General features: G+C 63.2%; 11 protein-coding genes. 7 read left to right on the top strand and 4 right to left on the bottom strand.

Features of this window, described 5'->3' with window-relative positions:
* Window positions 1–9: 9 nt before the first annotated feature.
* Entirely contained in the window at window positions 10–795 is a 786-nt protein-coding gene (locus ACZ5Y5_RS16060) for an SDR family NAD(P)-dependent oxidoreductase (RefSeq protein ID WP_464811494.1), read from the bottom strand.
* Window positions 792–1,700 carry an NAD-dependent epimerase/dehydratase family protein gene (locus ACZ5Y5_RS16055; protein ID WP_464811493.1) on the bottom strand — a complete coding sequence of 303 codons (909 nt, stop codon included), beginning with the start codon at window positions 1,698–1,700 and terminating at the stop codon, window positions 792–794. The genes ACZ5Y5_RS16060 and ACZ5Y5_RS16055 overlap by 4 nt, the downstream gene beginning before the upstream one ends.
* A gap of 105 nt (window positions 1,701–1,805) precedes the next feature.
* Between ACZ5Y5_RS16055 and ACZ5Y5_RS16050 the strand changes: the two genes are divergently transcribed.
* On the top strand, window positions 1,806–2,156 hold the full coding sequence (locus tag ACZ5Y5_RS16050; protein WP_464811492.1) for a winged helix-turn-helix transcriptional regulator: 351 nt from the start codon (window positions 1,806–1,808) through the stop codon (window positions 2,154–2,156).
* Window positions 2,157–2,179: 23 nt separating this feature from the next.
* On the opposite strand, the gene ACZ5Y5_RS16045 is transcribed toward ACZ5Y5_RS16050, so the two are convergent.
* A complete protein-coding gene (locus ACZ5Y5_RS16045) occupies window positions 2,180–3,451 on the bottom strand; it encodes a serine hydrolase domain-containing protein (RefSeq protein ID WP_464811491.1) in 1,272 nt (423 codons plus the stop codon).
* 75 nt (window positions 3,452–3,526) lie between these two features.
* Between ACZ5Y5_RS16045 and ACZ5Y5_RS16040 the strand changes: the two genes are divergently transcribed.
* The 3 genes from ACZ5Y5_RS16040 to ACZ5Y5_RS16030 all read left to right on the top strand — a co-directional run bounded on the left by ACZ5Y5_RS16040 (window position 3,527) and on the right by ACZ5Y5_RS16030 (window position 8,381).
* The gene (locus tag ACZ5Y5_RS16040) at window positions 3,527–4,510 is read left to right on the top strand and encodes an alpha/beta fold hydrolase (protein ID WP_464811490.1); all 984 of its coding nucleotides are present in this window, start codon (window positions 3,527–3,529) and stop codon (window positions 4,508–4,510) included.
* 62 nt (window positions 4,511–4,572) lie between these two features.
* Window positions 4,573–5,688: a ThuA domain-containing protein gene (locus ACZ5Y5_RS16035; protein WP_464811489.1), complete on the top strand. Its 1,116-nt coding sequence runs from the start codon at window positions 4,573–4,575 to the stop codon at window positions 5,686–5,688.
* Between the two features lie 62 nt (window positions 5,689–5,750).
* Window positions 5,751–8,381, top strand: a complete 2,631-nt coding sequence (locus tag ACZ5Y5_RS16030; RefSeq protein ID WP_464811488.1) for a beta-glucosidase — start codon at window positions 5,751–5,753, stop codon at window positions 8,379–8,381.
* Between the two features lie 15 nt (window positions 8,382–8,396).
* Here the strand turns inward: ACZ5Y5_RS16030 and ACZ5Y5_RS16025 are convergent, their stop codons facing one another.
* Window positions 8,397–9,410, bottom strand: coding sequence for a Rieske 2Fe-2S domain-containing protein (locus ACZ5Y5_RS16025; protein WP_464811487.1), 1,014 nt, complete (start codon window positions 9,408–9,410; stop codon window positions 8,397–8,399).
* Between the two features lie 400 nt (window positions 9,411–9,810).
* On the opposite strand from ACZ5Y5_RS16025, the gene ACZ5Y5_RS16020 reads away from it, so the two are divergent.
* Genes ACZ5Y5_RS16020 through ACZ5Y5_RS16010 form a run of 3 tightly spaced genes read left to right on the top strand, consistent with a single transcriptional unit; the run spans window position 9,811 to window position 13,573 of the window.
* Entirely contained in the window at window positions 9,811–10,458 is a 648-nt protein-coding gene (locus ACZ5Y5_RS16020; RefSeq protein WP_464811486.1) for a gluconate 2-dehydrogenase subunit 3 family protein, read from the top strand.
* Window positions 10,455–12,137 (top strand): GMC oxidoreductase, encoded by a 1,683-nt coding sequence (locus ACZ5Y5_RS16015; RefSeq protein WP_464811485.1) that lies wholly within the window; start codon window positions 10,455–10,457, stop codon window positions 12,135–12,137. Before ACZ5Y5_RS16020 ends, ACZ5Y5_RS16015 begins: the two co-directional genes overlap by 4 nt.
* A complete protein-coding gene (locus tag ACZ5Y5_RS16010; RefSeq protein WP_464811484.1) occupies window positions 12,134–13,573 on the top strand; it encodes an MFS transporter in 1,440 nt (479 codons plus the stop codon). The genes ACZ5Y5_RS16015 and ACZ5Y5_RS16010 overlap by 4 nt, the downstream gene beginning before the upstream one ends.
* Window positions 13,574–13,631: the final 58 nt, after the last annotated feature.

Here is a 13,631-nt window from a genome sequence, read left to right as displayed (position 1 = left end):
TGTCCTAGCTCAGCCGGCGCCCAGCAGATCCGGGTTGCGCCGCAATTCCTGCCCGCCATCCACAGCGAAGGATTGGCCCGTGACCCAGGAAGAACCGGGGCCCGCCAGATAGGCGACCGCCGCGGCGATATCCTCCGGCTCGCCCGTGCGCTTGAGCGGCGTCTGCTCCAGGAATCGGCCGATCACGGCGGGGTCGGCGAACATGTCCGACGTCGCTTCGCTTCGCGTCAGTCCTGGCCGAACCGCATTGACGCGGATGCCGAGTGCGCCCAGCTCGTCCGCGACCGTCCGGATCAGGCCTTCCAGCCCGGCCTTGCTCGCGCAATAGGTCGACAGGGCAGGGAAGGGCAGCGTGGCGGCGGTCGAGGATATGCAGATGATGGACCCGCCTGACTTCATCAATGGCGCACCAAGCCGCATTGCAATGAAAGCCGTCGTGATGTTGAGGTCCAGATCGCGGCGAAGATCAGCCACGCTAGTCGACAGAAAGGGCGCAAAGCCGCTGCCGCCGACCGTCGGCACCAATATGTCGAGCCGGTCGGCAAGCGCATGGGCCTGTTGCAGCGCCCTGCCGACATCCTCTTCACTGCCCGCGTCGCCGGCGCAGATCGCGACCTCAGCCTCCGGCACCGCAGCCATGATCTTGCTGCGGGACGCTTGTAGCGCCTCCTCGCGGCGGCCCATGATGACGACGCGCGCGCCATCGGCGGCCAGCGCCTGCGCGCAGGCCGTGCCGATGCCGCCGCTTCCACCGGTCACAAGCGCGGTTTTGCCCGCTAACGGCGCGGCGGTCATTGGGCTGACCGGAACTGATCGACGACTTCCTTCACCGCACGCGCAACATCATTGCGGCGGTAGCCGAGGTCAGCCATCGTCTTCGCATCCGGCTCATAGCTGACCATGTTGCCACGCCCTGTGAACAGCGCCGCGTCGGGCAGCATGGGATGCTCCTGATCCAGCGAAGGCACCTCTGCCTCGTTGCCCGCTGCGCGGAAGAAGAGCTTGAAATAGTCGGCGAAGCTCAGATTCTCGTCACCGACCAGGTACGCTTTTCCATTTTCACCCCGCTCAAGCGCGGCCTGTATGGCTTCGGAAAGCGACTGGGTAGAAATGAAGTTGGTGCCGCCTGCGGGACCGAAGGGCGGAATACCCAATTGCCCCTCGGCATAGCGGGTATAGGCTTCGAACATCGGCAGGCTCATGCCCGGCACCGTGCCCACGACGAAGGGCGCATCCAGGCTGACGACATGGAAGCTGTCGTCCGCCATCGCAGTGATGCCGTCCGTCGCCATCTTGCGCGACCGGATATAGACATTCTTCTCCATCAGTTCCGGCGCGATATGCGGGTAGAAGCTGCCGACATGGATGAAGTGGCGGACGCCTGCCTGCTTGGCCAGCGCCGCGAACTGAGGCACCGCTTCGGCGTTGGAGCGCAGCACATGCGCATCATAGTCCGCGCCCTTTGGGACATGACGAATGTCATTGCCTGCCGCAAAGACGATGGCGTCGAACCCCGCCAGGTCTTCGGCCTTGAAGCTGCCCGCGATATAATCGCCCTGCAGGAAGGACAGGCGGGCGAGCGGGGTGCTGTCCTGCGGCGGCTTGCGCCCCGACACGGTCACATCATGCCCCTGCGAGGCCAGGTACAGGGCCGCATGGCCGCCGATCATGCCGGTGCCACCGACAACAAGAATCTTCATGATAGCTTCCTCTCCATTCGGGGCGCAGCGCGCCTCTCGATGAATCATGGCTATCCTGTTCGGTTTCTATTTGCAACAAGGCACCGATTGTATATCAGGTATCTTATGGATACCAAAGTGAACCCCCAAACCGCGCTCGAAATATTGGAGCTGGTCGGCAACAAGTGGACAATGCTCGTCACCTATCGGCTGGGGGAGGGAGCGATGCGCTTTTCCGACCTGAAGCGCTGCGCTGCGCCGATCAGTTCGAAAATGCTGACGCAGACGCTGCGCGAACTGGAAAGGTTCGGCATGGTCTCTCGCGAGGTATTGCCCACCATGCCGCCAAGCGTGGAATATCAGCTGACGGACCTTGGTCGCAGTTTCCTGGGCGCAGTCAGCACCATCTGCGGCTGGATCGGCGACAATCATGTCGCGCTGGAACAGGCCAGGCAGCAGCAAGCATTGGCTGCCTGACCCGTTCCGCGCGGCTGGAGAATTTAGGTCAGCGCCAGGTCGGTATGCACCGCCTTCGCCAAGCCAAGGGCGAAATCGAAGACGGAGAGGTTGTTGATCAGGCCGGTCACGCGAACCCCCTGTGACGGGACGACGAAGCCGACCGTTCCGGCCGCGCCCAGCCAACCGAACAGGCCTTTGAACCCGCCATGGTCAGCGATACATCCGCCCGCCCCGAAGCCCGTCACTCCGGGTATGCCGACATAAGCGGCCATGTTCGTCCCGGCAGGCAGGAGGTTTGAGGTTCCCAGCGCAACGGCTTTGGCAGGCAGTATCTCCTTCCCCTCGAACTGGCCTCCATTCGCCAGCATCTTCAAGAACCGGTCATAATCCTGCGCGGTCGAAACCAGTCCGCCGCCGCCTGACGGAAATGCGGGTTTTTCAAGGAAGATGGACGTCAGGCCCGCATCGACCGGCGCCAGATCAGCGCCCCTCCCGCTATAGCTGGTCGCAAGCCGCGCCTTCTCGCCAGCCGGCACATGGAAGGATGTGCTGCTCATTCCCATCGGCGCGAACAACCGGCGCTCAAGAAACGCCTCGAAGGACAGGCCAGACGCTAGTTCGATGATACGGCCAAGCAAGTCCAGCCCGACCGAATAGCTCCAGGCGGAGCCCGGATCGGAAAGAAGCGGGGCGGTCGCCAGCCGCTCGGCAAAGTCCTTGAGGCTTGTGACCGCGCCCTCCGCCCGTTCAGCGCGGCTGCGCAAATTCTGCGTCAGGCCCAACCGTTCATATTCGGCATTGAGCGGCCCTTTCAAGCTGGGACCGCCACCTAATCCTGCGGTATGGGTCAGGAGATGGCGGATCGTCATGACCGACTTGGCGGGACGCGTTTCGAGACTTTGGGTGGGATTGGTCAGCACCTGCACATTCGCAAAGGCGGGGATGAAGTCCGCGACCGGCTGGTCCAGCTTCATCCGCCCCTCCGCGATCAGCAGCATCGCCGCCATCCCCGTGACCGGCTTGGTCATCGAATAGATGCGGAACAGCGTATTCTGGTCAACCGGCCGCTGGCTATCGACCGCTATGGTGCCGTCATTGACATAGATTGGCCGCTCTGTTCCCCGGCCGACCGCAACGCTGGCCCCGGGGAAAGCCTTGTCCGCAATCATGCGCTCTTCCAGCGCCCGGACGGCGGGAAAGCGCTGGAGCGGGACGGCGCGCGCATATCCCGGCGCAGCGCTGGCAAGCCCCAGCCAGATGGCTCCGCGCAGCAGATCGCGCCGGCCGACAATTTCCCCTGCCTCATAGGACATGGCAATCCTCCCCATTATTCTTGTATGCAGTCATCTACATATAATTCGATAGGTCAACAGCGCGGGGAGGCAGGCTTGGCAGAGTGGATCCATCGCTACGCCCAGATAAACGGGCTCGACATGCACTATGTCGAGCAAGGGGAAGGTCCGCTCGTCATATTGGCCCATGGTTTCCCGCACACATGGTTCAGCTGGCGGCATCAGATCCCGGCCATAGCCGCTGCCGGTTACCGGGTGGTGGCATTTGATCAGCGCGGAATGGGGCAAAGCAGCGCCCCTGCCGATCCCGCGCAATATGATGTGCCGCATACGGTCGGCGACCTGGTCGGCTTGCTTGATCATCTGGGCGAGCAGAAGGCCATTTTCTCCGGCTTGGATTTCGGCCTCTTCGCCATATACGACATGGCCTATCACCATCCCCATCGGATGACGGCGATCATCGGGCTGGAAAATCCCGCCTGGCCACACGATCCTCAGCGCTCGCCATTGACCGAGGCGGCGGAGATGGGCGCTCGCCACTTCTACCATTTGCATTATTTCACCGATCGGCCGGGTGTCGCCGATGCCGCGCTGAACGCCGCGCCGCGCGAATTTCTGTCGAAGGTCTTCTATGCGCTGTCCGGCGACTATCATTATATCGATGTGTGGAAGCATCCGCCGGGCACAGCCTATATCGACGCGCTGCCTGAGGCGCCTCCGTTGCCTTGGTCATGGTTGTCCGAACTGGAACTGGAATTCTTCGTCAGCGACTATGCGCGCTCCGGCTTTACCGGCGGGTTGAACTGGTATCGGGCGATGGATTTACGCTGGCAACAGCGCCGCCGATTTGAAAGCGTGCCGAACCCCGTTCCCTTCTATTTCATCGGTAGCGAGAATGACACTGACCTGGAGGCTTTCCACGGGCAGGACCCGCTGGCCAAGCTTCATCAGCAATATAGCGACCTGCGAGCTGTCGAGATGATCCCGCACGCCGGACACATGGTCCAGATGGAGCGCGCCGACGAGGTCACCCGATTGATGCTGCGCTTTCTCGACGATGTGATGGCCCGGTCCAGCTAAATGATTGCCGCGCATGCTGATAATGGTACAGCAGCGCACGATTTCATGGGCGCAATATCGGAGTGGAAATTTTGAAAAAGCTTCTTCTGGCGGTATTCGCCCTAGCGTTTGCGACCAGTGCCGAAGCGCGCGCACCCCTGGACTGCCCACTGCGAGATGCGCCCTATTCGACCAATTCCCCGCTGATCGACATCCTCCTCAGCCCGGCTGCCAAGGCTGTGGTGGACAGCCATGCCCCCGATCTTCTCAAGGGCCTGCCAACCAAGATGTTCGGCCCCGTTGCGCCCAGCTTCTCCGCGATCATCACGTTGCGCGGCGTGGCGGGCTTTCGCGGCAAGGCGCCCGACAGCGTAGCCTCTCTCGACGCGCCTCTCGCCGCCGTGCCGGTGACTAAGGCGGACAAGGTGGCGCGATGCGCACGTTATGACAATGAACGGCCGAAATTCATCCTGCCCGCTGGCCGTCCGCGCATCCTGCTGTTCGAAAAGATGACGGGCTTCCGCGATGGTCCCTCGGTCGATGCAGCGCATGCCGCGCTTCTCGCCATGGCGCAGAGGAAAGGGTGGGCGATGGTGTCCACCGACAAGGGCGGAGCGATGAACCCGGCAACCCTCGCCAAGTTCGACGCGGTCATCTGGAATAATGTCAGTGGCGACGTTCTCACGCTGACGCAGCGCGAGGCGTTTCGCAAATATCTGGAAAAGGGCGGCGGCTTCATCGGCGTCCATGGGTCTGCCGGCGATCCGGTCAGCTTCTGGGACTGGTATGTCGATAGGCTGATCGGTGCGCGCTTTGCCGGACATCCTGTGGCGAAGCAGTTTCAGGACGCTCGCGTCGTGGTGGAAGCGAAAGGCAACCCGCTGGCAAGCGGCTTGCCATCGGAATGGGTGATGAAGGACGAATGGTATTCCTTCACCAACAATCCGCGCAAAAGCGGCTCGACCATCATCGCTACGCTTGATGAGGCCAGCTATGATCCGGTCGGCATGCCCGGTCAGCAGCTTCGCATGGGCGATCATCCGATCGTCTGGTCGCGCTGTGTAGGACGGGGGCGGGCCTTCTACTCCGCGATCGGTCACCGGCCCGAAACCTATTCCGATCCGCGCTATGTGACGATGCTGGAAAACGCAGTGGCCTGGGCCGCCGAAAGCCGCCAGCGGGGTTGCTCCGCCCAATAATATCAGTTCGACATGATGGATTATCGGGCAGTTCACGCTGCCCGAAACGCTGGGAGAGGCGGATGAAACGGCGGTGGAAGACTGAACGGGCATTTTTGCTCGGCGTGATGTCCGTTGCGGGCAGCTTTGCCGCTCCAGCCATGGCTCAGCCAGCCTCATCAGCCGGGGCGCTGCCATGGATGGCGCAGAAGATTATCGCAGATCAGAGATCGGCGGGTTCGGACGCCGAACGTGAAGCGATCGCAAATCGTCGTGCGACGCTTTTGCTCGGCGCCATGACATTACCGCAGAAAATGCAGCAGTTGACGGGAAGCAAGCCGGAAATCCTTCCTGAACTGCCGCACTGCTTTGGCGCGCGTCATGTCAGCGGAATTGCAGATCTGGCGATCCCGACATTTCGTATCACCAATGGGCCGGTTGGGCTGGGCCAGAATGACTGCATTTCCGCGAAACTCGCGCCCGATGTTGCTGCAGGCCGCGTTCCGTTTGCGGCTGCCTACACGCATCCGACTTCGGCTGAAGCGACTGCGCTGCCCTCGGCGCTCGCCGCTGCCGCCGCATTCGATCCGCAGGCGGCGAAAAGCTTCGGCGAAGTGATCGCGACGGAGATGCACAATCTGGCGCTTCATGTATTTGAAGCGCCGGGGGCCAATCTTGCCCGCTTGCCGATACTCGGCCGGAATTTCGAATATTTTGGAGAGGACCCGTACCTCACCGGCGTGATGACGGTCGCGGAGACGCGCGCCGTGCAAGACGCCGGACTGATCGCGATGGTAAAGCATTACGCCGCCAACGAGCAGGAAACCAACCGGATGACTGTCCGGGCCAAGGTGGACTGGCAAACGCTGCGCGAACTTTATCTCCTGCCGTTTGAAATGGCGGTGAAGGACGGCAAGGTCGCGTCGGTGATGTGCGCCTATAATTATGTCAATGGCGTCTCCTCGTGCGAAAACGGGGAGTTGATGAACGATGTGCTGCGCCGCGACTGGGGCTTCACCGGCTATGTCCAATCCGACTTCTTCGCCATGAAGAGCACGGTGCCGACAATGAAGGGCGGCATGGATCATGAGATGCCGCTTCCCAGCTTGTGGTCGCCCGCCAAGCTCAATGCGGCCTTGGCGGCCGGGGAGTTGTCCCAAGCCGATATCGATCAAGCGCTGGTGCGGCGCTACACGCAGATGTTCAAGGCTGGAATCTTCGACCGGCCGTTGGTCCAGACGCCCATCGACTTCGCCGCGGGTGGCGCGAAGGCCCGCTCGGTGGGCACTTCGGGAGCCGTGCTGCTGCAAAATAACGGGGCGCTGCCGCTAAGCTCAAGCGTGCGGACCGTGGTCATGATCGGCAAGGCGTCGCAGCCCTATGCTCAGCAGGCGGTGTCGGGCGGCACGCGTACCGGCGAACCCATGGGGTCGGGCGGCGGCAGTTCGGATGTCGTGCCGCACTATACGGTGAGCCCGATCGAAGGCTTGCGTAATGCGCTCAAGGAGGTCGGCAACAACGCAGCCGTCGTCAAGCTCATCCTCGTCGATGACGCAAATGAAAAGGCGACGATCGACGGCGCCCCGGCCAGCTTCACCGACGCGATGAGGGCTGCCGGGGCCGCCGATGCGGTGCTGATGATGGCGGGGACCATTTCCGAAGAAGGGGCCGACCGGGCAACTTTCGTCGATGCCTCCGGCCGAACGCTCGCATCACCGCCCGGCGCAGGCAGCGGGCTAGATTGGTACGCCGCGCGCAACGATGTCATCGCCGTCGCCACGGAAGAAGCGGCGAAGACAACGGCTGCAAGCCTGGGCGGCATGGCCCGCGTCACCCTTGCCAGGAACAGCAACAGCGTGGCCATGCTCAAGGCCGTCATGGCGGCGAATTCGACCAGCGGGCGGTCCATGGCGCAGAAAACGGTTCTGGTGCTGAAGGATAATGCGGGGGTGGCGATGGACCCCGCATTGGTGGGGAAGCAGGGCCCCGCCATCCTCGAAGTCTGGTTCCCCGGACAGGAAGACGGCAACATCGTCGCGGACCTGCTGTTCGGGCGAAAGAACCCGGGCGGCAAGCTCCCTGTCACCTTCCCCTATGCCGGCAGGGGTTTTCTCGACAGCCTCACGCCCGCCCAGTTCCCCGGCGAGGTCGCTGCCGGTGGCAAGGTTCAGACCGTCACCTACACGGAAAAACTGCACATCGGCTATCGCTGGTACGACGCGAACATCAGCGGCCAGTGCGCGCCGAAAAATGGCAGAAATCCCTGCGTGGCTTTCCCGTTCGGGCATGGGCTGTCTTACACCAGCTTCGCCTTGGGCAAGCCGCGCCTCGCCTATGACAGCACCAGCAGGGCTTGGCGCGCCAGCATCACCGTGCGGAACACGGGAAAGCTTGCCGGCAGCGAAGTGGTCCAGGCCTATATCTCCCTTCCGCCGAGCGCGAACGCAGTCGGTGCGGTTCAGCCCCCCAAGCGCCTCGTCGGGTTTCACAAGGTCGAACTGGCGCCAGGACAATCGCGCGAAGTGGTGATCACGATCGATCCCCAAGCCACCCATCATCCACTCGGTATATGGAGCAGCGCTGAGGGCGGCTGGGTAACTCCCGCTGGAAACTATACCCTCTGGCTCGGCCGCTCATCCTCGCCTGCCGACATCGCGCAAGCGGGGACGATCAGGATAGGCCAACGCTCAAAGCCAGGAGATCATCAAAGGTGAGCCGCGCCGAAGGCGTCACTCCATCCCAATGCTCTCCATTTCCGCCCGCCGCATCTGCATCAGCCGCCGCCGCGCACGTATCGCTCCGGCATCGGTCTGCAGGATAGCGGGGCGTGCCTCCCAGAAGTCGCGGTCGCCTAAGGCTTCCTGCGCGGCTTCGATCATCGGTTCATCCTCCTCCACGAACACCTGCCGCGCCAGCGCCTCGGCCTCGGGCGTGGCTTCATGGTCGTAGAAATAATGCGAACTGCTGCGGGTCTCTGGCGTGACGATGTGCGGATTGACCATCTGCGGCACGACCAGATCCTTGCGCTCCGTCCCGGTCCGCGCCAGCCCTACCGTTAGCGCCATCGAAGCAGGCGCATGCCAACGCATATACAGCCATTGATCGACACCCTGACCCTCGCGCAGCAAAGCCGCCGCCCAGATGGGTGCGGTCACATCCTCCATATCCCAATTGTTCCAGATCGCCCCGCTCTCATCCGTCACGACGGACTGCCGCCCCGAGAAGATCGATCCGTTCACGCCAAAGCTCTTCACGTGAATGAATTCCGCATGGGTAAGGTCCATGAGATTGTCGGTCAGCAATTCATAATGGCCGCGGATCACCAGCCGGCTCCGCTGCATGCCATCCCGATCGACAAAGGCGAAATCGGGGATCAGCGCCGGATCGGCCCTCTCCGGATCGCCCGGCCAGAACCAGAGGCCCCTGTGACGATGCACGACCGGCATCGCGCGAGCGCGGACATGCTCCGGCGGCGGGCCGGGAAAGGGGCTGTGCACGCAGGCGCCAGTCCGGTCAAAGCCCAGCCCATGATAAGGACAATGGACCACATCCTCTTCCAACCGCCCCTTGCTGAGCGGAACGAAGCGGTGCGGGCAGCGATCAGCCAGCATCATATAGCTGCCGTCCGACAGTCGCCCGATCATCCATTTCTCGTCCAGCAGCACGCGCGAAAGCATGCCGCCGTCCGGCACTTCATGGTCCCAGGCGGCCATATACCAGAGGTTGCGCACATAATCCGGCATCATCGTCTCCCAATCTGTCCGGGGATGGGCGGCTGTGCAGACACGCAGCGCCACTCATCCCCGAAAGGACAAAGCGGCCTGCAGCATGAAGGCATATGCTGATCTGCAACGCCGACTTCCCAAGTGAATGCCGTTGCGATCCACTACCAGGCTCGGCGCTGTTGATAATTAGAATGATAATTCCAGTCAAGGCGCTCGCCGCTCCTCCAGGCGGGGAACTCAGCCAGCGGCGAAGCCCGAGTCTCCGATCGTTTCTGAGCGAAGCACCCGGCGCCCCACGACATATACCCTTTCCACTCCCTCTATCCGCCATCCGCCCTCTTGACCTCCCCACCTCAGCCTCGCTAATAATAGAACAGCAATACTAATTCGAAAACAGCCGTTCCGGAGAGGCGGGATAATGAAGCCCTTATCGACAAGCGCGACCCAGGGGTCGCATCTTGACCGCCGTCAATTGATCGGCGCGTCGCTCTTGCTGGCGCTTGGCGCGGGCACGCCGCTGGCCCTGTGGCAACGCCATGCGGCAGGCGAAGCGGGCACCGCCGACGACCGTCAGCGTGCCCTGGCCGAACGGCTGAGCGACCTTGTCGTCCCTGCCACGGGTACGCCCGGCGCACTGGCCGCAAAGGTCCCCGATTGGCTGCTGCTCGCGCTCAGCCATGGACAGGCTGGCACGGCGGAGGAGCCGGTCGGCCCCTATGCCATCGGTCGCTCGGTCGCGTCCCAAACTCCAAAGGGCCTCCATTATCTAGACGCCGTGGGCGCTCAGCTGAACGCCAAGGCAGGCGGCGATTTCGTCAGCCTGTCCCCTGCGCGCCAACATGCGCTGCTCGCCGAACTGGACGCGGCAGCCTTCACCCCCGGCCATGATGGCGACCCCTGGCACAAGATCAAGGAACTGATCCTGACCGGCTATTACACCTCGGAAATCGGCGGCTCCCAGGAACTGCGCTATGAACTGGTGCCGGGACGATGGGACCCTGATATTCCCATCGGCCCGAACGACCGCGCCTTTTCCAGCGACTGGACGGCGGTGGACTTCGGATGAGCGCGACCTTCGATGCGATCGTCGTGGGCTCCGGCATCACCGGCGGCTGGGCGGCCAAGGAACTGACCCAAGCGGGCCTCAAAGTGCTGCTGGTCGAACGCGGCCCCGATGAGCCGCATGGGCAGTATAAGACAGAGATGCTTGCCCCATGGGACCTGCCTTTTCGCGGCATGGGCGATGCGGAGGAGTATCTGAAAACCTATCCGGTCCAATCCGGCAACCGCCACTTCACCGAATTCACGCAGCATCATTTCGTCCGCGACGATCTCAACCCCTATACGGTGGCGCAGGGCCAAGCGTTCAACTGGTGGCGCGGTTACCAGCTCGGTGGCCGGTCGCTCACCTGGGGGCGGCAATGCTATCGCTGGTCCGACTATGATTTCGGCGCGAACAAGGCCGATGGGCATGGCAGCGACTGGCCGATCCGCTATGCCGATCTCGCGCCCTGGTATGACAAGGTGGAGGAGTTCGTCGGCGTTTCCGGCGCGGCCGAAGGTCTGGCCTCGCTTCCCGATGGCCATTTTCAGCCTCCCATGGCGCTCAACGTCGTCGAGGAACATGTGCGCGGCGTCATTGGCCAGCACTGGCCGGAACGGCGGCTGACCATCGGCCGCACCGCCAATTTGACGCAGGAAAAGGAGGGGCGGGCGAAATGCCAGTACCGCTCCATTTGCGCGCGCGGATGCAGCTATGGCGCTTATTTCTCGACCCAAAGCTCGACCCTTCCGGCCGCGCGGGCGACGGGCAATCTGACCCTTGTGACCGACAGCATCGTTGATCGCGTCGAAATCGACCCGGTAACGAGGAAAGCGACCGGCGTGCTGATCCTCAACACCGCCACCGGCAAGCATATGCGTGCGACGGCGCGGATGATCTTCTTGAACGCAAGCGCTTTCAACAGCGTGCATATCCTGCTGCGCTCCCGTTCGGACCTCTTCCCCAACGGCCTTGCCAACAGTTCAGGCGTGCTGGGGACGCATATCATGGACCATGCCTCGACCCTTTCGGGCGTCGCGTTGATGCACGGCTTTGAGGACCGGACCAGCTATGGCAACCGGCCGACCGGCATCGTCATCCCGCGCTTTCGCAATATGGACAGGCCGGACGGAAAAGGCTTCACGCGCGGCTACAGCTATCAGGGCGGCGCTCTGCAATCCACCTGGACGCAGGGCAAGCGGATGCCGGGCATCGGCGCGGAGATGAAGGACAATCTCCACAAGATCGGCCCCTGGAAAATGGTGCTGGTCACCTATGCTGAAAGCCTGCCGCGCGCGGCCAACCGGCTGACGCTCGATCCGGTGAAGAAGGACGCTTACGGCATGCCCGCCCTGCACATCGCCTTTTCGCACGGCGCTAATGAACTGGCCGCGTTGGCCGATGCCAAGGCGGAGGCGAAGACCATGTTGGAGGCCGCAGGCGGCACCTATCTGTTCGGTTTCGACCAACCGGGGGCAGGGGGCTCCTCCATCCATGAAATGGGCGGCGCGCGCATGGGTAGTGATCCCGCCACCTCCGTCCTCGACAAGTGGAACCGGGCGCATGACGTCCCCAATCTGTTCGTCACCGACGGGGCTGCCATGGCCTCATCGGCCTGTCAGAACCCCTCGCTCACCTACATGGCGCTGACGGCGCGCGCCTGCGACGCGGCGGTAAATATGCTGAAGGAAGGCGCGCTTTGACCGCCCTCACGCAGGACGCGGCGCAAGCGGCCGCGTCCCTCAGCAACGGGCAGCGACGGCTGGCGCTCGGCACGCTCATCATCGCCTTTGTCGTCGATGTGCTGGACGGCACCATCGTCAATGTCGCGGTGCCAGCGATCCGCAGCGATCTGAACGCGAGCGTGCTGGCGGTGCAGTGGATCGTCGCGGGCTATGCCCTGGCCTTCGGCATGCTTTTGATCAGCGGCGGGCGGCTCGGCGATCTTTACGGCTATCGGCGGATGTTCCTGATTGGGATCAGCGGCTTTGCGCTGAGTTCGGTTGCCTGCGGGCTCGCGGACGATGCGCTGCATCTGGTGCTGGCCCGGATCGCGCAAGGGGCGACAGCCGCGCTGATGGCCCCGCAGGTGCTGGCGATGATCCAGCTGCTCTACGGCCCTTCGGAACGTGTCGGGGTGCTCGGCATGTTCGGCCTGCTCGGCGGCGTTTCCGCCATTCTGGGGCCGATCGTGGGCGGCGCGTTGATCGACGCGGACATCGCGGGCCTGGGCTGGCGACCAATTTTCTTCATCAATGCGCCCTTGGGCGTGGCGGGGGTCATCGCGGCGCTGAAATTCCTGCCCGTCGGCCGCTCGGCGCATCCGCTCAGGATGGACTGGGCAGGCAATGGGCTTGTCGTCGCAACGCTATTTGCGCTGATCTTTCCGCTGGCGATCGGGCGTGAGCTGGGCTGGCCGCTCTGGTGCTTGGCGCTGCTGGCGGCGGTGTTGCCGCTGTTCGTGACGACGCTGCGTTACCTGAAGAGCCGGACGGCGCGAGACGGATCGGCGCTGCTCGATCCGGATCTGTTCCGCCAGCGCAGCTTCGGGATTGGCGTCGCCGCTTCGCTGATCTTTGCGACCGCCACGGCGGGGCTCCTGCTATCAATGATGCTGGTGTTGCAGATCGGCCTCGGCATGGACCCGCTGACGGCGGGCGTCGCGCATATTCCCTTCGCGATCGGCGCGGGACTCGGCGTCGGTTTCATCGGGCGCGGACTTGTGCCGAAGCTCGGCCGCAACGTGCTGCTGCTGGGCGCTGGCTGCATGATCACCGGGATCGTCGCGCTGGTGCCGGTATTCGCGGCGGGGGGGCAGGCGCTCCCGCTCGGGCTCGCGCTTCTGCTGGCGGGGCTCGGCATGGGCATGCTGGCTGGTCCCCTGACCCCCATAGCCCTGTCCCGAATCGACAAGGCGCATGCCGGCGCGGCGGGCGGCGTGTTGAAGGCCGTGCAGCAATTGGGCAGCGCAATAGGCGCGGCCAGTGTCGGCGCGCTGTTCCTCTGGCTTGCCAATGGCGCGCATGAGGCAGAACCTACCCGCGCCGCATTCACCGCGACCGCAGGCGTGTTGGCTGGCTTGCTGCTGCTCGTCGCGCTTCTTGCGCGCTTGCTGCCCGCCAAGCTGTTCGACGCTTGACAGGTGCCGTGATGCGCGTCAAAAAAGAATCAATATTCTAATAATAGAATTGGAGTTT

It is taken from the genome of Sphingobium sp. TomTYG65, from assembly GCF_055395525.1.
This window is presented reverse-complemented; position numbering and strand designations above follow the sequence as displayed.